Origin of the sequence: Paenibacillus sp. GM2FR, assembly GCF_002803325.1 — a bacterium.
GTDB classification, from domain to species: Bacteria; Bacillota; Bacilli; order Paenibacillales; family Paenibacillaceae; genus Paenibacillus_AQ; species Paenibacillus_AQ lautus.
This window is the reverse complement of sequence record NZ_MKZM01000008.1, coordinates 3538652-3562513: the sequence shown is the minus strand read 5'-3', so window position 1 is coordinate 3562513 and position 23862 is coordinate 3538652. Positions and strand designations below refer to the sequence as shown.

At 52.3% G+C, this 23862-nt stretch carries 19 protein-coding genes and 1 tRNA gene; 12 read left to right on the top strand and 8 right to left on the bottom strand.

All coding sequences use genetic code 11. The features are described from left to right. Positions 1-107 precede the first annotated feature (107 nt). Complete coding sequence (locus tag PAEVO_RS16175; protein ID WP_100538457.1) at positions 108-1271, bottom strand: GGDEF domain-containing protein; 1164 nt, start codon at positions 1269-1271, stop codon at positions 108-110. 108 nt (positions 1272-1379) lie between these two features. Between PAEVO_RS16175 and PAEVO_RS16170 the strand changes: the two genes are divergently transcribed. From PAEVO_RS16170 to PAEVO_RS16160, 3 genes are read left to right on the top strand one after another with little or no spacing between them, the layout of a single operon-like run. Further along, positions 1380-2516 (top strand): glycosyltransferase family 4 protein, encoded by a 1137-nt coding sequence (locus PAEVO_RS16170; protein ID WP_100538456.1) that lies wholly within the window; start codon positions 1380-1382, stop codon positions 2514-2516. 27 nt (positions 2517-2543) lie between these two features. Continuing rightward, positions 2544-3833 (top strand): metallophosphoesterase family protein, encoded by a 1290-nt coding sequence (locus PAEVO_RS16165; protein ID WP_243390802.1) that lies wholly within the window; start codon positions 2544-2546, stop codon positions 3831-3833. Beyond that, entirely contained in the window at positions 3830-7042 is a 3213-nt protein-coding gene (locus tag PAEVO_RS16160) for an AAA family ATPase (RefSeq protein ID WP_100538454.1), read from the top strand. Before PAEVO_RS16165 ends, PAEVO_RS16160 begins: the two co-directional genes overlap by 4 nt. A gap of 48 nt (positions 7043-7090) precedes the next feature. On the opposite strand, the gene PAEVO_RS16155 is transcribed toward PAEVO_RS16160, so the two are convergent. Further along, a complete protein-coding gene (locus tag PAEVO_RS16155; RefSeq protein WP_100538453.1) occupies positions 7091-8137 on the bottom strand; it encodes a YkvI family membrane protein in 1047 nt (348 codons plus the stop codon). Positions 8138-8389: 252 nt separating this feature from the next. On the opposite strand from PAEVO_RS16155, the gene PAEVO_RS16150 reads away from it, so the two are divergent. From PAEVO_RS16150 to PAEVO_RS16135, 4 genes are all read left to right on the top strand, one after another. Then, positions 8390-8959, top strand: a complete 570-nt coding sequence (locus PAEVO_RS16150; protein WP_100538452.1) for a xanthine phosphoribosyltransferase — start codon at positions 8390-8392, stop codon at positions 8957-8959. 216 nt (positions 8960-9175) lie between these two features. Continuing rightward, the gene (locus tag PAEVO_RS16145; RefSeq protein ID WP_071221736.1) at positions 9176-9505 is read left to right on the top strand and encodes a hypothetical protein; all 330 of its coding nucleotides are present in this window, start codon (positions 9176-9178) and stop codon (positions 9503-9505) included. Between the two features lie 119 nt (positions 9506-9624). Further along, positions 9625-9843 (top strand): hypothetical protein, encoded by a 219-nt coding sequence (locus PAEVO_RS16140; protein WP_076325776.1) that lies wholly within the window; start codon positions 9625-9627, stop codon positions 9841-9843. A gap of 70 nt (positions 9844-9913) precedes the next feature. Next, on the top strand, positions 9914-10243 hold the full coding sequence (locus PAEVO_RS16135) for a carboxymuconolactone decarboxylase family protein (protein WP_100538451.1): 330 nt from the start codon (positions 9914-9916) through the stop codon (positions 10241-10243). Between the two features lie 80 nt (positions 10244-10323). On the opposite strand, the gene PAEVO_RS16130 is transcribed toward PAEVO_RS16135, so the two are convergent. After that, the gene (locus tag PAEVO_RS16130; protein ID WP_100538450.1) at positions 10324-10743 is read right to left on the bottom strand and encodes a YhjD family protein; all 420 of its coding nucleotides are present in this window, start codon (positions 10741-10743) and stop codon (positions 10324-10326) included. 181 nt (positions 10744-10924) lie between these two features. Here PAEVO_RS16130 and PAEVO_RS16125 point away from each other — a divergent pair. The 3 genes from PAEVO_RS16125 to PAEVO_RS16115 all read left to right on the top strand — a co-directional run bounded on the left by PAEVO_RS16125 (position 10925) and on the right by PAEVO_RS16115 (position 12590). Continuing rightward, positions 10925-11008: transfer RNA gene (locus tag PAEVO_RS16125), tRNA-Leu, on the top strand. Positions 11009-11167: 159 nt separating this feature from the next. Next, entirely contained in the window at positions 11168-11482 is a 315-nt protein-coding gene (locus PAEVO_RS16120; RefSeq protein WP_100538449.1) for a DUF6944 family repetitive protein, read from the top strand. A 220-nt stretch (positions 11483-11702) separates the two neighbouring features. Continuing rightward, positions 11703-12590 carry a divergent polysaccharide deacetylase family protein gene (locus tag PAEVO_RS16115; protein ID WP_100538448.1) on the top strand — a complete coding sequence of 296 codons (888 nt, stop codon included), beginning with the start codon at positions 11703-11705 and terminating at the stop codon, positions 12588-12590. A gap of 182 nt (positions 12591-12772) precedes the next feature. Here PAEVO_RS16115 and PAEVO_RS16110 read toward each other — a convergent pair whose 3' ends face one another. After that, positions 12773-15013 (bottom strand): methyl-accepting chemotaxis protein, encoded by a 2241-nt coding sequence (locus PAEVO_RS16110; RefSeq protein WP_100538447.1) that lies wholly within the window; start codon positions 15011-15013, stop codon positions 12773-12775. A 202-nt stretch (positions 15014-15215) separates the two neighbouring features. Further along, positions 15216-16019, bottom strand: coding sequence for an N-acetylmuramoyl-L-alanine amidase (locus tag PAEVO_RS16105; protein ID WP_243390801.1), 804 nt, complete (start codon positions 16017-16019; stop codon positions 15216-15218). Between the two features lie 151 nt (positions 16020-16170). Between PAEVO_RS16105 and PAEVO_RS16100 the strand changes: the two genes are divergently transcribed. Then, complete coding sequence (locus PAEVO_RS16100) at positions 16171-16362, top strand: YqzE family protein (RefSeq protein WP_100539482.1); 192 nt, start codon at positions 16171-16173, stop codon at positions 16360-16362. Positions 16363-16616: 254 nt separating this feature from the next. On the opposite strand, the gene PAEVO_RS16095 is transcribed toward PAEVO_RS16100, so the two are convergent. The 3 genes from PAEVO_RS16095 to PAEVO_RS16085 form a co-directional block, all read right to left on the bottom strand. Further along, complete coding sequence (locus PAEVO_RS16095; protein ID WP_100539481.1) at positions 16617-17747, bottom strand: hypothetical protein; 1131 nt, start codon at positions 17745-17747, stop codon at positions 16617-16619. Positions 17748-17906: 159 nt separating this feature from the next. After that, a complete protein-coding gene (locus PAEVO_RS16090; RefSeq protein ID WP_100538446.1) occupies positions 17907-18869 on the bottom strand; it encodes a YqhG family protein in 963 nt (320 codons plus the stop codon). Position 18870: 1 nt separating this feature from the next. Further along, entirely contained in the window at positions 18871-20628 is a 1758-nt protein-coding gene (locus PAEVO_RS16085; RefSeq protein WP_100538445.1) for a DEAD/DEAH box helicase, read from the bottom strand. Between the two features lie 424 nt (positions 20629-21052). Here PAEVO_RS16085 and PAEVO_RS16075 point away from each other — a divergent pair, with 424 nt between their 5' ends. Further along, the gene (locus PAEVO_RS16075) at positions 21053-23698 is read left to right on the top strand and encodes an adenosylcobalamin-dependent ribonucleoside-diphosphate reductase (RefSeq protein ID WP_481856499.1); all 2646 of its coding nucleotides are present in this window, start codon (positions 21053-21055) and stop codon (positions 23696-23698) included. Positions 23699-23862: the final 164 nt, after the last annotated feature.

Genomic DNA, 23862 nt, shown 5'->3' with positions numbered 1-23862 from the left:
CTTTAAGGAATCGGTCATTAGTTTATCACGTTGCCGCAGGCGTAGTAAAGAAATGTCAAGCAAAAAAAAGACCGCCCACTTCATATAGTGGGCAGCCTGAGCCTGTGTTATCCGGCGGATTCCGTTGGTTCGGTTGATGAGGTTTTTAATGACCGGTAATCGGACACCTTGTTTTTGCCGGTCGTTTTGGAATGATACATCGCTTTGTCGGCCTGCTTCATGAGTTCATCGCCGCGAACGCCTTTGCGCAGTATGCTGTAGCCGATACTGATGGTCACGATGCTCTCGCTTGCCACCCTGGCACGGATGTTTTCGGCGACCTGGGCGGGTTTGACTTTACGGTCAACCACCAGGGCGACCAATTCCTCACCGCCATACCGGCCGGTAATTCCGATACCTTCAAGCTCTTCCTCCATAATGGCGGCGACCTGCTTCAGCACTTCATCGGCTCTGGCATGGCCCTGGGTATCATTCAGCTTCTTGAAATTGTCGATGTCGCAGAAGATCGCGGATATCTTCAATTCCTGAGACGCGTAATGGTCCAGATACTTCATGAAATGCCTGCGGTTGTAGAGCCCTGTTAATCCGTCCGTTATGGCGGACCGGTAGATGGACTGCATCAGCTCGACAATGCGTCTGAACAGGATAAAGAACACGATGCTGTAGAAGAGCACTGGCAGCGCGAGTGCCAGTCCCTGAAGAACGGGCGACAGACTGCCGGAATAGGTATGTATGGCTTGCAGAATAGCCGAGAAAGCGTAAACGGCAAGTCCAATCGCATATTTGATCGGCTGTCCGATCCGCGGGGTGACTTGGGTATAAGCCAGGTAGAACGAAACGAGCTGAAAACCATCAAAATATATGCTTTGCCATATCGGGTCCAGGGTGTAAGGAAGAAATGAGGGAAGAATGAGCGGAAGCATAAGAAGTAGGGCTGACAACAAGGGAAGCCAATAATGCATGGTCTTGATTTTACGGTACAGCATGACAACCGAGACGTTCAGCAGGACAAACGAAAAAAGCTGAATGAAACGGAGGACGTCCGATTCCGGTGAAAAAACAGGTTTTCCCGTCCAAGCTGAATGGATGTTCAGACCCTCGTATGTCATAATGAAGAAGAAGGCTGCCGCCATATATATGTAAGCATTCTTGCGCTGCTTGCTGTACATAAAGAGACACATGATCAGCATCATGAGCGCGATATAAGCTCCGCATACAGCAAATATGGTGGGTAGTGGAGAAGTGGACCAGTAGCTCAATTCATAGGACAAATCGATTCACTCCTGAGTAGGGATAGGTTTCCTTTGCATGAAACATATGTTCTAATATATCATATCGAAAAAGAATCTGAAAAGAGATTTAGAGAAAGGGGGATCCCCATGAAACTTCTTCAAGCATTATTCTTCCCTCCTGAACAGCCGGGCGGCGTCTCGTCCATGATTCCTTATTTGCAGGAGCGTTTTCATTCCTCCCGTTGGGAGATGGAGATGTTCTGGCTGCCCAAGCGGATCCGCAACAAAGGCCAGGAGGATCCGATATTCCACACCTTTGATTGGAAAGAGTTCGAAGACAGTCCGATCGTAGCCAAATACCTTCAGACCTACCGGGATTACCTGTGGTGGACACGTCTGCGTCTTCAAAAGCCTTATGATCTTATCCATAGCCATCATCCGATTGCAGGCATGTCGATGAAAGCCGTATTCCCTGAGGTTCCGCTCATCCAAACCGTGCATTCCAGTTACGAGCGCGAGCTCATCCTGAACGGAAGAATCAAAGAAGGAGGGCTGGAGCACAGATTTCTGGTCTCTTTATATAAGGAGCTTGAGCATATCAGCGACCGTCTGTTGACGGTGTCGAACTCCTTCAAGGATTACATGGCTCCGTACGTGAATACGCCCGAATCGATCGGGGTCATCCATAACGGATTTGATGATAAACGATTTAAACCGGTGCCTCATGAAAATGCGGTTCCGCAGTTGATTACGGTATGCCGTCTGGTACCTGCAAAAGGATTGGATATTCTGCTCCAAGCCTGCGCGGAACTGAAACGCAAAGGATATGATTACGTCCTCCATATTATCGGCGACGGACCTTCCCGTCAGGAGCTCGAGGAGATGGCCAAAACCTTGGACATCTACCAGGAGACGATTTTTTACGGATATACGCTGCATCCTGAAGAGTTCATGCCGTTCTTTGATATCTTTGTACTGCCTTCAAGAGCGGAGGCGTTCGGCTCGGTGTTCGCAGAAGCGGCACTCAGCTGTCTTGCCCTGGTAGGCACCGATGTCGGCGGCATCGCCGAGCAGATTGAGGATGGGGTAAACGGCCTGCTGGTACCGCCGGAGGATCCGATGGCACTCAGCGTTGCGCTTGAGAAGGTCATCAGCGATCCGCTCTATCGTTACGAGCTCGCCCGGACCGCTTCGGATAAGGCGAAGAATCAATACTCCCTGTCCAGATCCGTGAATGAACTGAAAAAAATGTATTTGAAATTTCAACCTAAGATAGAGAGTTAGGGATCGGTTATGACTTCTTTTCGATTTATGCATGCTGCAGATTTACATCTGGACAGTCCGTTTATCGGCATAAGCGGACTCGATGACAAGCTGCGGTCGTTCGTACAGGAATCTACGTTCAGGGCGCTGGAGCGCCTCGTTAAACTCGCCATCGACGAGCAGGTTGATTTTATCGTCATCAGCGGGGACATCTACGACAGCTCCAACATTTCGCTGCGCGCGCAGCTTCGCTTCCTGGATTCCCTTAACCGTCTGGGAATGGAAGGGATTGCGGTATATGCGATCCATGGCAATCATGATCCGCTGGACAGCACCAAGCTGTCCATGACGCTCCCCTCCCATGTCCATGTGTTTGGGGCCGAACCTGCAAGCGTAACGGCAGTTCGCCGATCGGATCGTCAAGAAGTGGCGGTCATCGCCGGCATGTCGTACCCGACCTCGAAGGTCACGGATAATATTGCGGTACGCTATCCTGCCCCGTCATCCGGGCTCTACCATATCGGACTTCTGCATGCGAATGTGGATGGGGATCCCCAGCACGAAACCTATGCACCCTGTACAAAAAGGGAGCTGATCCAGGCCGGATTTCATTATTGGGCGCTCGGACATATTCACTCCCGTCGAACCTTGCAGGAATCTCCTTATATTGTGTATCCGGGCAATATCCAGGGACGTCATGTTCGGGAGACGGGGCCCAAGGGATGTTATATCGTCGATGTGGATGGGGACTTCAACTCAAAGCTGAGCTTCCATGAGCTCGATTCCATGCGCTGGAACATCGTTGAAGCGCCACTAGATTCCTGTCAGGATGTCGATGAATGGAGACGCTCGCTGGAATCCATTCTGAACGAAATAGCCACAGCGTACGCGGATGGACTGAGCATGATCCGTGTTCGGATTACCGGACGAGGTTCGGTTCATCGTCAGCTTGAAGGCGGATATGTGCTCGATGAGCTGCTGACCGATCTGCGGAGAAGAGAGGCCGCGAAGGGGCAGACATGCGGCTATCGGGGATGCGTCTGGATCGAGAGCTTCTCCCTTCATTCCGGGGACGCGATCGACAGGCAGAGGCTGCTTGCGGAAGACAGCTTTGCAGGGGACTTGCTTCGTCTTGTTCGAGGAGAACAGGGACGGGTTCAAGATCCTGACGGGGTTGTTGCCAAGAGCCTGGAGCCTCTGCTCGAGCACGCGGAAATCCGTTCTTTGCTGGACGAGATCAGTCCCGAGGAAATGCTGGATTGGGTAAGTAGAGCAGAGGAACTGACCTTAGGGTTATTGCTCCGCGACCGTTCGCAAGGGGAAGGTGCCGGTATATGAGACTAGAGCGGATGAACATTCAAGGCTTCGGAGCCGTCCGGGACAAGAGCCTTGCGATCGATGCTCCTGTAACCGTGCTGTATGGGCCGAATGAAGCGGGAAAGAGCAGCGTCCTGTATTTTATCAGAGCCATGCTGTACGGATTTCCGGGCAAGGGCTCGCCGGCAGAACGCGGCGAACCTTCGGGGGAAGGCGTTCACGGCGGCGAGCTGCGTTTACTGGATAAGGAGGGAGTGCCTTGGGTGATCCGGCGCTACAGCCGTTCCAGAGAAGGACATTCAGCCACCGGCAGAGGCGAGCGCGTACATATTCATAAACTAGCGGATAACGGGATCGTGATCGAGCTTGGACAACAGGAGCTGGAGCAATATGCCTTGGGCGGCGTGTCCAGGGATATGTTTCGTCAGCTGTTTGCCATTTCGTTAAGCGAGCTGCAGGAAATCCGCAGTCTGCAATCTGCCGAGATGAGCGGTTACCTGTTCCATGCCGGAATCGGCGGCGGGGGCAATATACTGGAGGCCGAACGCAAGTTGTCCCAGGAGATGGACAAGCTGTATAAGCCGCGCGGAAAGGTTCAGCATACCGCTAAGCTGCTGCAGTCCATCGAGCATTTAAGAACCCAGGTTTCGGAGAGCCGGACTTTCGTTCCCCGCTATAACGAGACCGTTACATCCATTCTGGAAATACAGGACCGGTTGAGCCTGCTGGAGCAGGATCGTACCAGGGACGCCGAGGATTTGTCGCTGCTTCGAAAAGCGCAGGACATTCATCCGGCTTGGCTGGAATGGCGTGAGGCCAAGTTGGAATTGAAGGAACTGATGGACAGTGACAACTTTCCTCCGGATGGAATCACCCGCTACGAAAAGATGCAGGAGGAGGAGCGCCTTCTCCTCGCCCAGTCGATTCGCACCGAGCGGGCGATCGAGGATGCGGAGCATAAGCTGAGCGCTCTCCCCTTGAATGGTTTCATGGAACAGTATGGCGAACGGATTGAGGAGCTGTGGGCGAAACGAAGTCTGCACGAAGCCGGAAACCGGGAGCTTGCCGAGCTTACGGCCGAATATAAATCTCAAGAGATTCGGCTGGAACAGCTGCTTCGGGAAATTGATCCGGCATGGACCCGGCAAGAGCTGCTGGCTCTGCCTTTATCCACCTCGGAGCGCGAGGAGGTACGGCGAATCAGTACGGCCTTTGCCGGGTATGATCGCCGGATGGAGGCGCTGTTCATTGAACAGCGCGGGGCCCAGCGTTCTGCAGCGGCAGCCGAATCGGCGCTGCGAGAAGCCAGGCGGCAGCTGCGCGAGGAGATGGACCGGGGACAAGAGGCTTTTGCCATGATTAAGCCGGCAGCGCCCCAGGAGACCGCCGCACTGTGGAATCAGCTGCAGCTGGAGATCGAGCGTTGGCGTGAACGGCGATTGACCCGGACTCAGCCTGTGCCTGCTTCCACGCGTCAGTCGTCGAGGGACAGATTCCCTCAGATGTACGCGGGTCTGTTGGCGGGAATGGCTGTTATGACATTCCTGCTGGTAGCCGTATTGTTATGGACGGCAACCACGGAAGCCGCCGTGGTCTCAGGTATCGTGATGCTGATTGGTATGGGTTATGTTTTCTGGAGCGGTCAACGTAGCCGGGAGGTTTATGGTGCGGCTTCGAATGAGACCCAGGTTCAAGACGGGCAGGGAACGGAGCATGTAGATCATCTCTATTCCAGGCTCGTCTCTGCTCCTTACGCGGCGGCCGCAGCAAGCACGATTCCGGGCAGTCGAAGGGACAAAAACGCAGCTCTCGCTCGCGACCCCTTCATGGTGGAGGCGCAGATGCGCGAGCTTCGATCCGTGATGGAGGGCTGGCAAGCATGGAGGCAGCGGCTTGATCGATTGACGTCCGATTGTGCGGCGGCTGAGGAGAAGGCTGCGCTGCAAGCGGCTGAACTACTAACGGTTCAGGGCGCCATTGATCAGGAAGAGAAGCGATATTTGGAGCTGGAACGGCAGTGGGAGGATTGGCTTATGTCCCGATCACTCCCGCAGAGTCTGTCGCCTGACGTGATGCTGGACGTATTCGTCAAAGTGGAGCAGGGGCAGGAGCTGATCCGGCAGCAGAAATCGCTTGGAGTGAAAATGGACGTGCTGTTAAAAGAGGCGGAGGATTACGTCATCCAATGCAATGAGATCTTTGCGGCGGATCCCCAAGGAGACGCTAACGGCAGCCGAATCCCAGCCGTCGCTGAGCTCGGCAACGTCCATTCCAGATGGAAGACCTATCAAGAGGACTCAAGACAGAGGAAGGCTCTTGCAGAGCGAATACAAGAGCTGCGCAAAGAGGGGGCTGCGATTGCAGAGGAGCGGGAAGGGCTGCAGCTGCGCAAAGCGGCTCTGATTGCATCGTCCCAATCGGCAGACGAAGAGACCTTTCTTCGTATGGGAGCTGCTGCGAAGCGCCGTGAGGAACTTGTTCGCACGATCCGCCATCACGAAATTACCATGTTCAGCGGATGGGATGATGCGGGTCGCCGGCAGCTTGAACAGCTGTTGGAGCTGACGGATGCTGCGGAACTTGAAGCACAATGCATCAAGAAGGAGGAAGCCGTATCCGCCGCGATCCGCCTGCGGGACGAGCTCCAGGAACGGCGGGGGCGGCTGCTTCAGGAGAGAGAGTCACTGGAAGCAGCGGGAAACCAGGATTCGGCCCTGCAGCAGCTGGAGGAGCAGCGATCGGCCCTGCGGGAATTAGTCTCGCAATATGCGGTACGTTCGATGGCCTCCGAATTTATCAAACGCACGCGCCGCATGTACGAGGAAGAGAAACAGCCGCAGGTGCTGCAGCTGGCATCCCGATACTTCTCCATACTGTCCGGCGGCATGTACAGCCGGATTGTCATGCGGATGGGGGATCAGAGCCTGCTGGCAGAACGCCCGACTGGTGAATGGGTGGAGAGCAGCAGGCTAAGCCGCGGCACGGCGGAGCAGTTATATTTGGCGATGCGGCTCGGTTTGATCCAATCGATGCCGCATGCGGCTGGGTTGCCGTTATTGCTTGATGATCTGTTTGTTAATTTTGACGGGGAACGGCTCGGACATGCGCTCGAGCTTCTCTCAGAATTGTCGCAAGACCGGCAAATCGTCATGATGACGTGTCATCGACATGTTGCGGAGCAAACCATGGAACGCATACCCAATGCACAATTCATCACGATGCAGCCATAAGAAGGGGGCTTCCCAAAGGCAGATTTACCATCCTTTGGGAAAGCCCCTTTATTTCCCCCTGATTTCGGGGATTCCGAACAAAGTCAGTCGGAGCACCCAGAGCAGACACAATCCCCCGAACATCGGGTAGAGGAGAGAGAGCAAGGAACTGAATCCGAACTGGCTGAAAAAATAACAGAACACCATGATACCAAGGGTAATCACTCTGGGCGAGAGCGAGGTTCGCTGCTGAACCTGCAGGGTAATGCCGTAGATATTCGCCACGAAGGTGCTGAAAATTTCAAGGAAGATCAGAATGAGATAGATGATCTGCACCAGCCAGCCCAGTTGGTTGGCGATGCTGCCCATCGGGATTTCGAATTGGGCGATGCCGGGCATATGGGCGGACATCGCAAAATGTGCTGCCATCAGCATAAAGCCTACACCCGTGCCTCCAATGATGCCTCCCCAGGTTACGGTGCGGGCGCTTTCGGTCTGGCTCCCGAGCGGGACCAGCACCGGCATCGCCATTACCAGGTTAAAGGCGGTGTAGAGCAGGGGCGCAAGCCAAACCGAAGGCAGGCTGTGGTCCGTAGTTAAGGTTAAGAATCGGGTGGCACCCGGCGTTTGAATCGTCTGAGAAATAATCGCAAGCGATAAGGTTAGCATCATGGGCACAACGAGACTATTCATCGTCATGATGGACTGGATGCCTTTTCTGAGAATGAAATAGGTTCCGATCATCGTGACAAACAACCCGGTCTGGTAACTCAAATTTAGATGCTCCACAAAAACAGAGCCCGCGCCGGCAAGCATGATGCTGTTGACTCCAAGCAAAATGATAAACATAAAGCGGCTGATCCACACGCCGGCTTTCTCTCCAAACAGGAATTTGTTCAAGTCCTCAAAGGATTTGGCCCCGATCCGTCTGGATATCGTCATGATTTTCGTTCCGAGCCAAATGAATAGTCCTGTCGTAAGCAGAATGGTAAGGGTAGCCCAGTGACCATATTGGGTAAAGAATTGAAGGATTTCCCGTCCGGTAGCAAAGCCAGCGCCAACGATGGTTCCGATATATGTAAAGGCGATCTGTAAAACACGAATAGAATTACGCAAGCCCCGCATCCCCCTTGAAAGTTAATCGTTCTGCATAGTACAAGGTATGCTTGGCTCAGCTGGGACATGACTCCTACCTGTCCCAGGTCCTTGGCTGGAGGCATGACCCATGATTAGTGCCAGGCAGCGGAGATCAATGTCAGGAATGATGACGGAAACCGTACAGTTAAATGACGGAGTATCCGTTTGTACTTGCCGTACAAGGAGGAATATGTTACTTTTACGACAAAGGAATCGTGGGAGGTCTTTGGGATGGATTGGTTGAAGGAGCGGATCATCAAAGAAGGTGTCGTGTTGTCGGATCAGGTGCTGAAGCTGGATGCCCTGCTGACGCATCAAGTGGACCCGGCTTTAATTATGGATATGGGCCGGGAATTTGCGGCGAGATTTAAAGAGAGCGGCGTGACCAAGGTCGTGACGCTGGAATCCTCCGGCATTTCTGTTGCATTTGCCGCGGCGCTTGAATTGGGAGTCCCCATGGTATTCGCCCGGCGCAAAAAAACGCTGCTCGCCGATCCAGACGCCTTATGTGAGCGGGTTCCGTCTTTCACCAAGGGCATTGTCACGGATATTATGGTATCGCGCCAGTTTATCGGTGAAGGGGATAAATTGCTCTTCATTGATGACATTATCGCGAACGGAGACGCTGCAAGAGGCCTGATCAAGATCATTGAACGGGCAGGGGCGGAATTAATCGGGCTTGGCGTTGTGATTGAAAAGAGTTTCCAGGCCGGAGCGAGAACGCTGCGCGAACAGAATATTCATGTGGAGTCGCTTGTCACCATATCGTCGCTTGAGGACGGCAAGATTACGTTCAGCTAGGATCAGGATTATATCAAGCGCTTATGGCATGACAGGATAGAGCTGAAAGGTAGGCCTTAAGTCATGAACGTTTGTACCCTGGCCTTTGGCGTGCGTAATCATGGAAATTCGTAGACGAATTTAAATGCATTTCAGCCTAAAATCACAACAAAATCTTTTCGCCTCCGTGATTTTCGCTTATAATAAAGAGGTAGGCAAGAGAGAGGAGGCAGCACCATGGGGAAACAACCTGTAACCGAGCCGTTTTTGATTGAGAAGCTGAATGAAGCAAAGGTACATTTTGAACGTGCTTTGGATTGTAAACATACGGAGTTTGATGATCTATATCCCTATATGATTGAACATCCTCAGTTTTTCTGGTACAAACGCTATGTTGCCTGGTCAGAACTGCTGACGATTGCCGGATTGTGTGAGGAGGTTTCCTTCGAGTGGAAGGAACAGTTTACGCCTCAGCAGGTAGAATATATCGAAAAGCGCGTCATGTCTTCAACCGTTCTGGATTTTTGGTACGAGAAGAATGACAGTATCGAGCCGGCACAGCGTTAATGGGTATATAGAACATCTCTTAGTCGGGATGTTTGTCGATATCGCAACGCATTCAAAAGACCTAAATGATCTCATTTAGGTCTTTTTTTGCACAGTAAGTTTATGAAGGAGGTATGGTGATGATTAGCGATGAAAGACTTGATGAGCTTAGGCTCTCTGGCGAATTGGTCCGGGTTGTGCGGGATGGCTTGGAGACCAATGATATTATAGGCTTTGTCGTAGCCTGGGACCCCGAGCAGGTCATTATACGCCGCAGAAACCGGCGGGTCGTTAAACTGGATCGCCGCTACAGCTACCAGCTTAAAAAAGATCCAAGAGTAAGCCCGATCGAAGAGTAGGCATAGATCTCGCACTCGTCGGACAACTTAACCTCGCATCAAATTTTTTGTGGAAGAGGTGCTTTAGGTTATGGAAATGTCCAATGACAAGGTTTCGGCTTATAAGAATGAAATTCTGAATTTGAAGCAGAGCATGCCGGATATGGCAGAGGCGTATCATCAGTTCACCGGCGTCTGCTTTCAGGATGGCGAGCTGGATGAGCGAACGAAGCAGCTGATCGCACTGGGGATCGGACTGTTTGCCAATAATGAGCTGTGTACCTTCTATCATATGGAGGAAGCCCGTGCGAAGGGAGCCTCGGATGCGCAGATTATGGAGGCTGTAGCCGTGGCGTCTGCCGCCAGCGCGGGACATGCTCTCTCGCAGGGACTGACCCGCGTGCAGCATAATCTTCATTGATTCGCGATCACCAATAACCGTCTCACCGGAGCAATCTTGTTCAGGGGGAGACGGTTATTCTCTGTTTAAGGGGCAGCGATTTAGCGGGCGGAAACAGCGGCAGGAGGATGGGCTTGCATAGAGGACTCGGTCTCGGGCGAGACCAGTCCAAGATAGGCTCGCATGCGGTCCATCATCTCCTCACGGAAGGATGGCCATAGAATGTTCATCGAACCAATGTAACCACGACATGCATATCGCGCCTGGATTCCTTCCTGGTTTTGCCCGATATCATACACCTTGATCGCCCGCTTGGTAAATTCTTGCTTCACCTCACGAAGAAGCACAGCAGCCCGTTTGGCTCCGTTCCCCACAACCTCTACATACAATTGAGGGCTCTTGAAGACACCGCTCTCCTGAATGATTCGGCAATCCCTTTCAAACACCTTATGGATGAACATCAGCAGCAGATAACTTTTGATCAATGCTCGTTCCTCCGTCGTAACAGCCGGTATGGCCATCAACATCACCGCCTTTATATAGAAAATGGTTATTGAATGAGAACTTATGTTCTTATTTTAACCGAAAAACAGGTTTTTAATCAAGTTCAAAAAAAATGTTGACTCGATTCACATGGCGTGATATTATATATCTTGTCGCCGCTGATAAGGACTTGTCTCCTATAAGCGATGAACATGATACGCGGTCGTGGCGGAATTGGCAGACGCGCACGGTTCAGGTCCGTGTGGGCTAACCCCCGTGGAGGTTCGAGTCCTCTCGACCGCATTCTTCTGAAGAAGCTCGTAAACTTGCTTTTTAGCAGTTTACGAGCTTTTTTTGTGTTTAGATTTGGAAGGGGCGGGATGTAAGACTTTAACCAAAATAAATGATGCGCGTATTATATTAAATAATGAAATATATGGATAATTGAAAGAAGGGATTGCCTTGCCAGCTAAGTCATTGGATCCTCAGGAGCAGCTCGCGGCCTATGCTTGGCTGCAAGCATTGGGGACGAATATTGCCGCGCTTGGTCAAACGAAAATGCTGTCCAAAAGAAGGAAGCAGCAAGATGAAGGTCAACGGCTCTCCATCCTTGGAAATGCGATGCAGTCGATAGCCAACGCCGCTCAGGCTAAAATTACCGCGGAGCTGCGGGGCACGGCTGCGAATAAGAAAGCCAACGATCTGACGGTGGCCGGCAATCTTCTGCAATCCGTCGGAAATGCGCTGCGGGTCATTGCGGGAGCGGGGGATTCCTGAATGACGATGCTTTTTACTTTTTGAAGGGGAGCTGAACCGAATCAATAAGGAATATGAAACAAGACGTTTTCCGGCGACGGGACGTGTCTTGTTTTTATTTCTTAGTAAAAAGGTTGTGTGTCTATGCTGAATGCACCTTGCTTACATATTTGCATACCTTTTCTCAAACAATACGGTTAGGTGTACATTAGCATGAAAATGAATGGAAAGGGGAGTAACCATGCGGAACGTATATAAAAAATCGGCTATCTTGCTATGTGTGGTATGGATCCTCGTGAACGCAGGTCAGATCGGATATGGGGCGGGAGTGATGAGGATCCCAGCGGCAGCTCCTCATCATCAAGAAACAAAAGAGATGCACAAAGAATCCGGGAGCAGCAGGCATGGTCAAGAAGCGAAAGTTAAAAAGTTAGCCGTCATCATCGATGATTTTGGCAATGATCAGAAAGGGACTCAGGAAATGCTCAATCTGCCTGTCAAGATCACGGTCGCCGTGATGCCTTTTTTGTCGACAAGCGTGAAGGACGCCGAAGCCGCGCATCGTCAAGGCCATGACGTCATTATCCATATGCCCATGGAGCCAAAGCAAGGACGATCTTCCTGGCTAGGACCGGGTGCCATTCTGAGTTCGCTCACCGATGAGGAGATTCGTAAACGCATGGAAGAGGCAATCGATTCGGTCCCTTACGCCGTAGGGATTAATAATCATATGGGCTCCAAGGTTACCGGGGATGAGCGGGTCATGTCCATTGTACTCGAAGTATGCAGGGAGAGAGGGTTGTTCTTTATCGACAGCAAGACAAACTACCGCAGCGTGGTTGGCAAATTGGCAGCGGAGAAGGGGATGCCGTCCATCGCCAATGACATATTCCTGGATGATGTTCATACCGTTCAGCACGTGAGTAAGCAGCTGCAGACTGCGGCACAGCATGCGGAAGAGAGAACATCCTGCATTGCCATTGGCCATGTCGGCAAATATGGAACGCGAACGGCAGAAGCACTGAAAGGAACCATTCCGAAACTGCAGACAAAGGTGGAGTTTGTCGGTATCAGCGATCTGGTCAGAGAGCATTCAAGCTGGAGGCCTGATCCGCTTCGTGCGCATTAGCGCAATAGCAGAACCGATGGCAATGTAATGGCATCTTGTGAGTAACTGGACGGTACAAAGGTTATCGGACAATGGTCAGCCCACTCCCTGCACGGCCATAAAAAACAATAGCCTTCCATACAAGGTCCCGGTGATTCGGATCCCTGTATGGAAGGCTGTACTTATGTTGAGGTGCATTCAATTTATCGGATACGGGAATCGGTGAGCTTGAATTGTCCTACCAGCTGCTGCATGGATTTTGCAATAACTTCAACATTGCCGGAAGTGTACCTTACGCTTTCGATTTCCTGTGTAAGCTCCTGTACCTTGCTCTCCACATCCTTGGAAATCTTCCGGTTCTCCTTGCTGACCGATGCAATTTTCTCCATGAGCTGTACCACTTTATCAACAGCCTGATGCTTTCGCAGATCATCCTCGGCAGCGGCGGCGAGCAGCTCGGAGGCAGCGGAAACCAGCAGATTCCCTTCTTGCACGACCTTGGTTCCTTCCTTCATTGATAGCACGGCTTGCTGGGCGTCTTTATAGATATGGCTGATAATTCGATGGACCTCTTCCGTGGACTGTCTGGTCAGTTCGGACAGCTTCCGGATTTCGCTAGCAACCACGGCAAATCCTTGTCCGTGTTCTCCGACCCGCGCCGCCTCAATCGAAGCATTCAGGGCCAGTAAATGGGTTTGGGAGGATATTTGCTCGATGGCGTGCAGCACGCCGGTGACCTCCTGAACGGTTCCCATGAAATTCCGGATCGTCTGATTCGTTTCCTCGACTTTTGAGGAGATATGGGACATCTTGTCTCCGATACGGACCACTTCATTCTTGGCTACATCAATCTGTTGATTCGCTTGCCGTTCCAGCTGGCGTAGGGTCTCCCGCATCTGTTCCGCGCTTTCCTTCACCGCATCGATATCCTGCAGCTGGCTGCGCATGCTGCGAATCATCTCGCTAATGTTGCCGCTGACACGCTGTGCGGAGGTAACGGTGACGGCCGTTGTGTCATTCATGACCAGTTGGCTGGCGGAAACATCGCCTGCCGTTAATTTCACCTGCATCATGATGCTTTCCAGGGAGTCGATCATATTATTGATCCATTTGGCTAATTCGCGCGTTTCGTCCTGATCGAATCGGTGAATATCCAGCCGCTGCGTCAAATCGCCGCTGCCTTCGGCATTCATGCGGATGAACCGGCTGAGGTTGCGAAGACGATCTGCGAAGCGCCCGATTTCTTTACGGCCGATCAGGTAAGAGGTAAGAAGGCCAGAGACCAAGCAGGCGAATCCTCCTACAATTGCGGCGAATGCAGGTGACCCATAAGCAGCAGTAACATAAACAATGAGAGCGATCAGAATACTGGACAAAAGGGTGGATCCGCCATGGAGCTTAGCGTGTCTAAAGCGAATGCTGCGAATGCGGTAAACCTCTTCCAAATCTCCTTCGCACATCATTCCCCAAACATCCGGACAATGGGGCAAGCGGAACGTGACGCCTTTGCCGATCACGGAAATGTGGCGGTAATCGGAATATCCCGGAAAGACCACGAACAGATTGCTTCCGTTCGCAATGGTATTGGCTACTCCCGGGTGCAGCTGACCCGTCGCCGGATCGGTGAAGATAAGCTCAAGCTCGGTATGCTCTTTAACGGAAACGGTTCCCCAATCGGTGGTAACACCGTCCTTCAGGTTCTCGCCATGAGTAAAGGTTCGATCTTCAAACCTGCTTCTGGAAAGAGCGGTTCCGGGAGCGATGTGATGATTCATTTCGGGCTTGGCCATGAAAATGTAGTTGTCGCCGGAATCAGGGTAAACGTGGCCGGATTCCCGCTGGATTAAATCTCCGATCACGTCATTCGGCACACGGCCGCACAGGATGCCGGCAAACGTGCCGTTCGTGTAGATGGCATTCATGAACAGAAGCGTCATTTTGTCGTGAAAGGTAGAGGATCGCGGGCCAATGGTCAACGTGATGGGGTCGGCATATGGCCCAAAGAGCAATTTGCCGGTGTCTGAACCGGTAAGATAGGTGATCGCTTGGCCCAGAGGGCTGCTGTTGCTATAGCTGGCTCCAATGTGTGAAGCATATGTAGAGTACGTGACTTCACCAGAGGGGTTCAACAAGAATAATTCCGTAAAGTCGGTAGCGCGCGAATACAAGGCAGAGAAGAGCTGTTCCTGATTCAACCGGGTGTCTGAAGACAAAGGGCGAGGACGTTCGCTGCCGACTTGCGAATCATGGGGGTTATCCTTGTTCAGCTGCTCCTTCAGTCGTTCCAGATGTCCCCAATACTCATAACTCCAAGTGAACAGCAGTTCTTTACGCGTTTCGGCAATACCTTCGAATATGTCTTCAACATCGTTCTTCAAATTACGATTCAGACGCCATGAAATCCAGAGCGGAAGTCCCTGGCGATAGCCAAGCCAGTCCAACATCGCGATCTCCCCCAATTCCTATTTGAGTAATCTATCTTTCTATATGTTAGTTATACTATCATAATATCCCGGAATTTCTATCACAATTTCAAAAAAAATGATACTTTTTTCATATTGATGTTAATTAAAGTTACATAATATAAGGCTGATAGACCTAATTATTGGAGCAGGCAGGTCTATATAGCAAAAAAACAGCCCCTAACTACAGGGCTGTTAAATAACTGATAATCCCGTCGGCAATGGCCTCGGCGATCTGCATTTGACCGTTACGGCCGGTTAATAATGTCCGGTCCTCCATATTGCTGAGAAAGCCGGTTTCCACAATGACGGCGGGTACTTTGGTTTGATTCAGCAGATAATATGGTTTACCTACCATGATGTGATTGTTGTTACGGTAAACCAGATTCAACTGCTCTTGAATGGTGTCCGCAAGCAGGGTGCTGCGTCCCTCGGATTGATGCAGAACGATGCCTCCGCGCTTGGACGAGTTCTTTCCCCAATTCACATGAATGCTGACCACCAACTTGGTCGGGATTTCACTGCTGAGCTGCTTGCGCTGCGACAGATCGCGGCGATGCCTCGAGGAGCTTCGATGCCAACGGTTGTCGTCGCTAAGCGCGTAATCGGCATCGCGGTTCAGGACGGCATGATAACCTTCCTTGCGAAGCAGCATGAACAGTCTGCGCGAAATGGCCAGGTTGATATCTTTTTCGAGAATGTCTCCATACGACGTTCCTCCATCGATTCCGCCATGACCCACATCGATCATAATGACATCATGGGCAAAAGGGTGCAGCTGCCTTAGTTCTGACTGGTCGATCTCCTGCCCTGAAGAGTGGGTGGATTCCGGCGTTTCGGTCAGTAGCCTTGTTGTCGATATGGGGATGGGATGAACGGCATGCGCGGGGCGCGTCATGGCTTGCTCCTTCACTGGATAGGCTTCCATAACAGAACTCGGGAGTGCCAGTGTAAAGAGAAGCATCCATACCATGGCTGTCTTAATCATGTTGGCTCCCTTCTTTCACGTAAAATTTTCGGCTTTTTTAGAATGTGCATTTGGCGGAAAAATCATGCTGTTCAAGTGCGTGCGTCTAGAATCGATCGAAATGGAGCAAACTGATACTGGGATGTGGAAAAACCATAAGGAGTTGATTCGTATGGCTAGCGGCGATGAATTGATCAAGTACATTACCGAACGAGTGGTTCATTATATAGATACGCCTAAGGACGTTCGGCGCCAGGCGAAGGTGAAGGAATCCTGGACCACAAGGTGGTTCGGCATGATTCCGCTCTCCATGTCGCTGTGGAAAGAGGATGTAACCACCAAACGCAAAAAAAAGACAAAGTAGCTGCTGCTGCATGTTATTATGAATCCGCATTTTGTACATCGTGCGAGTTGCTTCATGTGCGCACGATCTCCGGTTTGGGGCGACCAAGCTCCTGGATGGCTGTCGACCCATGTGGGTGAACAAGTTGTAAAACGCCGTGAAATCATAAAGGACGCTGCCCTGTGAAAGGGCCGCGTCCTTTTGTCATTTATGGCATATTTTGCAGGAATGAGGGCTGTTGTATGGGATGGCATATGATATTCGTAAATCGCTTGTTAGCTGCCGAAGCCGTATTCTTCCGGCTGAGCATAAAATTGTCCCTGCCCGATTAACCGGGATGCCGGCAGGAAACGGAGGGTGTCCGTATTCCGCAAGGGAACCGAAACATATAGCGCAGCCGGGTTCTCCTGATTCCCCGATGACCAGCGATGCCAGCCGGTTAAGTTAAAAGGTGCGCCGTAAGCGGCATTGCCTTTTTTGGACTTGAATATCAGGGTGGAGTGCTCCTGCAGTAAATTCCGCAGATCGGCGCTGCTTCGGGCCGTTAGATTGCTTGAGGTCAGCCACAGCAGATTATCGTAAGGATCAAGAGAGTCCCCGGATGCGATGGACGGCGTTCCGGCAAACCAACGATTCGACGTGGATGAAGCCACGAGTCCTTTGGCTGCGGCAGGCAGGGATATGGATACCGGCTTAGTCTTTGTTTGTGTCTTCTGAGGCTCATCCGGGAGCGCTTCGCTGTTCAGTGCACTAAAATAGACCGGCTTTTTGCCGGGGAGCTGGACCTGCCAGACAGGGGATACTTCATACAGCTTACGCACGATGCTCCCTTGAGGCAATGATCCTCCGGCCTTCATAAGACCTTCCGCAGCGAGCCGCTCTTTCAGCGGAGCTTGGCTGTAGGGAAGGGTCGAGCCGATCCCGTATTCACTTAGGATATATCCACCCTCTTCTCCTGCACTGATAATCATGTATCCTTGCGGCAGTCCTTCAGCGGAAATCGTGACCAGCCAGCCGTGCGTGCCCGGACCGAGCGGGGTGAATTCGAGTTTTGCTTCGTCCCAGGTCGTAAATGGCGCATGGGCCGATAATTGAGCGACGGTCTCCTCAGCAAAGTCCATCAAACTCCCGGGCACCTGAGCCACGGCTTTGTTCGGATTAACACCTGAAATGCCTAATATATGATGATCCGCTGTAAACGGAGTGCCTGTCAGACTAAGGCTATCCGCAGAATTGGAAACATCGGCTTGGCTTGCGGCAGCTATGCTTGCCTGCGGCTGGACCGTGCTGAACGACAGGATGGTCGTTACGATAACGGAGACAGACAACATTCGATATCGGCTCAACTGCTTATTATAGGGTGATCTGGGCTTAAAATCCTTGTCATTAGGGTTATGAAGTTTCATGTTCCACCGTTTCAAATCATTAACCGCCTTTCCTTGGCCCTACACGCCATGGATGTGATGGAATCATCATATCGGACAAGCTCTGCAAAGGCTGTTGCAAGCTGTCGCGGCAGGAGAAGGGAGAATGGTTCTTTTTTTGCCTGCTTTTGTAGAGGGGCGTCATGATGACGCACCCACAGGCGAACATAGATGAAATAGACCGCAGGTTATGACGGACAAGCTCACTTTCGGCTCGTACTGCCACTGCATTTCGGACCGGCGGTTCTTATATTGCTCCTCGATAAGCGCTTTTTTCTCTTCGTCCTGCTCCTTGAGCAGGTCCTCGTAATAGCTGTCGATGACCAACAGTTCATCTTCAAGACGTTCTCTTGCTTTTGTGGCCCAGTCATAGTCGAGCTTGCTTAGCTTGTCGATGAGATGGTTCTCCAGCGCATCTACGGCCTGCTGCAAGGTGAGCGCAGCCGGGCGGACATGAACGCTCTCCGGCAAGCGGGGCGTCAGTTCGCGTCCATTCAGGACCGCCGGGAAGTCTTGGGCGATCGAACGGCTGGATAGTGAGATGCCGAGAAAAAACAATTCCTCCCGCTTGAGATCACAGCTGAACTCCACCTTGAAACAGACGCCCAGCCACTGCTCATACGGAGTGGAACGGGCTCGCGGACGCGGCTCGGTCTCGCGCTGCTGGAACAGATAGACGCATTTGCCTTCCTCCCGGGAAGCATTCCAGATCTGTGCGAGCCGGCTGCTGCCGTAGCCGATGTTCTCCCGCTGAATGCGGCCGGGACCAAGGATAGGCAGCACCGGGGCATTCCCATAAAAGCGGGCCAGGAGCGGATCCTGCGCAGGCGCAGCGAGCTGCGCTTTGGTTTCGGCTTCTTTGGTCTTTGCCAGCCGTTCGTCGTATTTTTCCGGATCAAACACGAAATTGAACGACAACGTTTCGGCGGGAGCGCCGGTACGTTCCACGAAGCCCCAGTAATACGGGCGGTTGGTGAGCATTTTGTCAGCTTGCGGCGACAGTTTCACGGTGACGTGCTCAGGCGATTTTTCAATGACGGTGCATTCGGTGGCTTCCAAATAGGCCATGAAGTGCTGCTGCACCTCCTGCGGCGTCATGGTCATATTAGGCCTCTTCCTCTCTCAGATTTTCTTCGACGATGCTTCCTTGCTCGATATCCTGTTTAATATGGTGAATCGAGTCACCCAGTGTACTGATGCGCTGGCGAATTTCATCATCGTTGCCGGACTCCAGCATGATTTTGTACAGGCTCTTCTCGATGGATTCCTTCTTCTCGAACCGCTCCAGGATGACGTCCAGTCCGCCGATGACCATCTCGAACATGTTGATTTTCTCGTGCAGCAGATTCAGGATATGCTCTTCAATGGTTCCCGACGTGGACAGGTTGTAGATCTTCACGTCATTGGTCTGGCCGAGACGATGCACACGTCCGATCCGCTGCTCGACCCGCATGGGATTCCAGGGCAGATCAAAGTTGATCATATGGTGGCAGAATTGCAGATTGATGCCTTCACCCCCGGCTTCCGTCGCAATCATGACCTGCGCCTTGCCCCGGAAGAGGTCCATCATCCAGTCCTTCTTGCCGCGGTTCATGCCGCCCCGGTACGGTACGGAGATCAGTCCGTGATCGCGGAAATAATTGAGCAAATATTCCTGCGTGGCGCGGTATTCCGTAAATACAATGACCTTCTCGTTCATTTGCTGGATCAGCTCAATGGCTTTTTCCGCCTTGGTGTTGGCTTTGATGGCCTTGATGAGATAGACCAGCTCCCAGATTTTATCGCGCAGCGGCGAGTCCTCCGGCAGCTTCTTGGACAGATTAACAAGAGTCACGAAGACGGCATCGCGGCTGCTGCACACTTCACGCTGGAGGGTAACGAGGGACAGCATACTGCTTAAATTTCCCCCTGCTGCCTGATACTGATCTTTGACGAAGGACGTGACGCCGTCGTATAATGACTGTTCTTCGGGCGAGAGGCTAAGCCCTACATTGCGGACGGATCGCTTGGTGAATTTCACTTCGCCTTCGCCGCGGCGGTTACGGATCATGACCTTGGACAGCTCATCCTTGAGCTGATCCTGGTTCTTGGGTCTTCGTTTATCGACAACAAAATTAGCGGCAAACTGCCCTTGGCCTCCGAGCTGACCCGGCTTCAGCAGGGTGATCAGATTGAAGAGCTCGCTGAGATCGTTCTGCACCGGCGTGGCCGTCAGCAAGAGGCAGTATTTTTTGCGCAGCTTTTGAATGAATTGATAATTGGACGTTTTCTTGTTCTTGAGCTTATGCGCCTCATCGATGATGAGCATATCGTACTCCTCGTTCAGCAGAATCTCCTGATGCGGATCGCGCTTGGCCGTGTCCATGGAGGCGACAACGATATCATTGCCCCAGGAGTACGCTTTTTTCTGCGCAATCGCGGGAATGCCGAACTTGGAGTTGAGCTCGCGAACCCATTGCAGCACAAGGGAAGCCGGAACCAGTATCAACACTTTGGATACCAGGCCGCGCACGATGTATTCTTTTAAAATAAGGCCGGCTTCAATCGTCTTCCCAAGTCCCACCTCATCGGCCAGAATCGCTCTGCCCGACATCTCGAACAAGACGCGTCTTGCGGTATCGGTCTGATGGGGGAGCGGGGACAAGCCGCCAAGGTGCTTGAGGCATTGCAGTTCTTCAAAGCTTGTAACGAGACGCGATTTCTCGCCCTCCACGGCAAGCTGGGCCAGACGATAGTCACCCCAAGGTCCGCCCTTGTCCAGTCGACCGGCGAGATCGTCAAACCAGGAACGGTCGATCTGCAGTGGAACGGGAAGGCGCGGGTCGAAAATCATGCCTGAGTCGGCAGATGGCTGATGGTTCATGTCGATCTCCTCCTGTTGTGAAAGATTCCGGGCCAACGGTGTATATGTAGTATGGACGAAAAAAGAAGTCTTCATAACCTTGCACGGATTCGGAAGGGCGTGGAATAACCCGAAGGGCGCACGGCTGCTGGAATTGGATATTTTCATCCTTTTTTTTCATAGGGAATGGCGAAAAAGAGAGCGAGAGGAAGAAAGCGGAAGCTTGCGAGCGGGAGCTTGGATTTGTCGGCTTAATTTTCACAATATCGGCATAGTTAACCTATATATAGTGTAGTATAATGAATTAACAGCACTATATATGGTGTGTATAGTGGTTTTTGATGTTTGACCGGCTACATAACAGGTTATGTTGTTGGTGAGCGCATATACTGGGGAATCTTTTTAATTTTATATCTTATATAGGAGGTAGTTGCTCTTGAGTACGATGCAGAATCAGCGGCTGGAAGGTTTAAGCGAGAAGATCTTTTTGGACCGGTATGCCTGGAAGGATGCCGACACCAACAACGCTAAGGTAGGCGATGTGGTGCTCGTTCTGACGAAGGATGATCCTAAATTTCCGACCAAGGAAGTTGGCGAAATCGTGAAGCGCGAAGGCCGCAAGGTCACGGTGAAGACACGGAAGGGCGAGCTTGTGGAATCGGATGTGGAGAAGCTGACGTTAACCATCGAGAAAACGCCGGAAGAAATGTGGGATCGACTCGCGGCCGCCATGTCATCGGTTGAGGCAACGCCGGAACTGCAGGAAGAGTGGCGCGGGAAGTTCCGCGAGATTCTGGATGATTGGAAGCTGGTGCCGGGCGGACGGATTGCAGCCGGAGCGGGTGCAAGCGATGAATTGACGCTGTTCAACTGCTACGTGATTCCTTCACCGAAGGACAGCCGGGGCGGTATCATGGAAACCCTGTCCGAGATGACCGAGATTATGGCACGCGGCGGCGGTGTCGGCATTAACTTGTCTTCCCTGCGTCCTCGGCGCGCGATTGTAAGAGGCGTGAACGGATCTTCAAGCGGTGCGGTATCGTGGGGCGGATTGTTCAGTTATACAACGGGATTGATCGAGCAGGGCGGAAGCCGCCGGGGTGCGCTCATGCTGATGATTAACGATTGGCATCCGGACGTGGAGGATTTCATTACGGTAAAGCAGACGATGGGACAAGTTACGAATGCGAACCTGTCGGTATGCGTCAGCAACGATTTCATGAAGGCCGTAAAGGAAGATCTGGACTGGGAGCTGGTGTTCCCGGATACTACCGATCCGGATTATGATGAGCTGTGGGACGGCGATCTGGATAAATGGAAGAAAGCTGGACGCAGTATCATTCCATATAAAACGGTAAAAGCACGCGAGGTCTGGCATACCATTATCGAATCCGCGTGGAAATCGGCAGAGCCGGGCGTCGTCTTCATGGAATACTACAACCAGATGTCCAACAGCTGGTATTTCAACCCGATTATCTGTACGAACCCTTGCGGTGAGCAGGGACTCCCGGGCTGGGGCGTATGCAACCTGTCCGCGATGAACCTGTCGAAGTTCTATGATGAAGCGAATCATGACGTTGCCTGGGAAGAGCTGGCGACAACGACGCGTTACTCCGTGCGGTTCCTGGATAATGTCATTGACCGGACGCCGTACCATTTTGAAGAAAACGAATTAAATCAGAAGAAAGAGCGGCGCGTGGGTCTCGGAACGATGGGTCTGGCCGAGCTGATGATCAAGCTGAACATCCGTTACGGCAGCCCGGAATCGCTGGAGTTCCTGGATAAGCTGTATGGCTTCATCGCGCGCGAAGCGTATCTTGCATCCGCCGATATTGCCGAGGAGAAGGGTTCGTTCCAGGCATTCGATGCCGAACTGTACCTGCAAAGCGGATTCATGAAAAATATGACCGAGGTATATCCAGAAGTTGCTGAAGCGGTACGCAACAAAGGTGCACGCAACGTAACCGTCATCACCCAAGCACCGACAGGCAGCACGGGTACGATGGTCGGAACGTCGACGGGTATCGAGCCGTACTTCGCCTTCAAATACTTCCGTCAAAGCCGTCTCGGCTTCGACGAGCAGTTCGTCCCAATTGCCCAGGATTGGCTGGACAGCCATCCGGGTGAGGAGCTTCCGGACTATTACGTCACGGCGATGAGTCTTTCCGCCGAGGATCATATCCGCGTGCAAGCGGCGATTCAGCGTTGGGTGGACAGCTCCATCTCGAAGACGGCGAACTGTCCGGCGGACTTCACGGTTGAAGATACGAAGCGCCTGTACGAGCTGGCATTCGATCTGGGATGCAAAGGCGTAACGATCTACCGCGACGGCAGCCGCGACGTGCAGGTGCTGCAAACGGAGAGAAAAGAAGATAAAGCGGCCGAAGCGACAACAGCTTCTACTGCGGAAACAGCGCTTGAGCAAAGCGCGGCAGGGCAAGCGGCTGAGGATGCGGCGAGCGTGGAGCCGGCGGCTGCAAGCATGGCCGTGACAGCCTCACCGAGCAAGAGCGGGCTGGATAAACAATACAAGAAGCGCCCGCAAGTGCTGCGCGGCGCGACCTATAAAATGAACACGCCGTTCGGTATGGCGTACATTACGATCAACGATCTGGACGGCATTCCAAGCGAAATCTTCCTGAACGTCGGCAAAGCCGGATCGGATGTGTTCGCGATGGCGGAAGCCTTGGGCCGCGTTTGCTCCCTGTTCCTCCGTTACGGGGACCATGGCAATAAGGTGGAGCTGCTGATCAAGCACCTCAAGGGCATCGGCGGCACCGGCGCGATCGGCTTCGGCGCGAACCGCGTCGAGTCCATCGCCGACGCCGTGGCGAAGGCACTCGAAACGCATGTGGCCAACAACGCCGAGGCGGATCATGACCATGATCCGGCACCGGTCGCGGCCACGATGGCGCCTGTCGATGCAGGCGAAGCCGGGGCAACGCCAGCTGCTGGATATGGCGGACATGGCGCGCACGCAGGCGGGGGCTCCATGTCGCTGGATCTGTGCCCATCCTGCGGCGGGGCATCCTTGATTAACATCGAGGGGTGCAAGACGTGCGGGAACTGCGGGTATAGTAAGTGTTCGTAAGGAAGTTGAACTCTTCGTTTAGAAAACATTAAATAATGAATAATGAATGATCATTTCAAATGCATTGGAGATTTCCGCGAAGGCGGGGATCTCTTTTTTTATGGTTCCGGCAGAGCGATGCCGATAGTATGGAGTTCTTTATAGGGGATGACATAGCATTATGA

Coding starts and splice junctions, on each gene's coding strand:
- PAEVO_RS16085 (WP_100538445.1), bottom strand. CDS start 20,628: ATGAACCATCAGCCATCTGCCGACTCAGGCATGATTTTCGACCCGCGC.
- PAEVO_RS16135 (WP_100538451.1), top strand. CDS start 9,914: ATGGAAATGTCCAATGACAAGGTTTCGGCTTATAAGAATGAAATTCTG.
- PAEVO_RS16110 (WP_100538447.1), bottom strand. CDS start 15,013: ATGTTGGACTGGCTTGGCTATCGCCAGGGACTTCCGCTCTGGATTTCA.
- PAEVO_RS16075 (WP_481856499.1), top strand. CDS start 21,053: ATGCAGAATCAGCGGCTGGAAGGTTTAAGCGAGAAGATCTTTTTGGAC.
- PAEVO_RS16170 (WP_100538456.1), top strand. CDS start 1,380: ATGAAACTTCTTCAAGCATTATTCTTCCCTCCTGAACAGCCGGGCGGC.
- PAEVO_RS16165 (WP_243390802.1), top strand. CDS start 2,544: ATGCATGCTGCAGATTTACATCTGGACAGTCCGTTTATCGGCATAAGC.
- PAEVO_RS16115 (WP_100538448.1), top strand. CDS start 11,703: ATGCGGAACGTATATAAAAAATCGGCTATCTTGCTATGTGTGGTATGG.
- PAEVO_RS16160 (WP_100538454.1), top strand. CDS start 3,830: ATGAGACTAGAGCGGATGAACATTCAAGGCTTCGGAGCCGTCCGGGAC.
- PAEVO_RS16145 (WP_071221736.1), top strand. CDS start 9,176: ATGGGGAAACAACCTGTAACCGAGCCGTTTTTGATTGAGAAGCTGAAT.
- PAEVO_RS16105 (WP_243390801.1), bottom strand. CDS start 16,019: ATGATTAAGACAGCCATGGTATGGATGCTTCTCTTTACACTGGCACTC.
- PAEVO_RS16130 (WP_100538450.1), bottom strand. CDS start 10,743: ATGGCCATACCGGCTGTTACGACGGAGGAACGAGCATTGATCAAAAGT.
- PAEVO_RS16100 (WP_100539482.1), top strand. CDS start 16,171: ATGGCTAGCGGCGATGAATTGATCAAGTACATTACCGAACGAGTGGTT.
- PAEVO_RS16150 (WP_100538452.1), top strand. CDS start 8,390: ATGGATTGGTTGAAGGAGCGGATCATCAAAGAAGGTGTCGTGTTGTCG.
- PAEVO_RS16095 (WP_100539481.1), bottom strand. CDS start 17,747: ATGAAACTTCATAACCCTAATGACAAGGATTTTAAGCCCAGATCACCC.
- PAEVO_RS16090 (WP_100538446.1), bottom strand. CDS start 18,869: ATGACCATGACGCCGCAGGAGGTGCAGCAGCACTTCATGGCCTATTTG.
- PAEVO_RS16140 (WP_076325776.1), top strand. CDS start 9,625: ATGATTAGCGATGAAAGACTTGATGAGCTTAGGCTCTCTGGCGAATTG.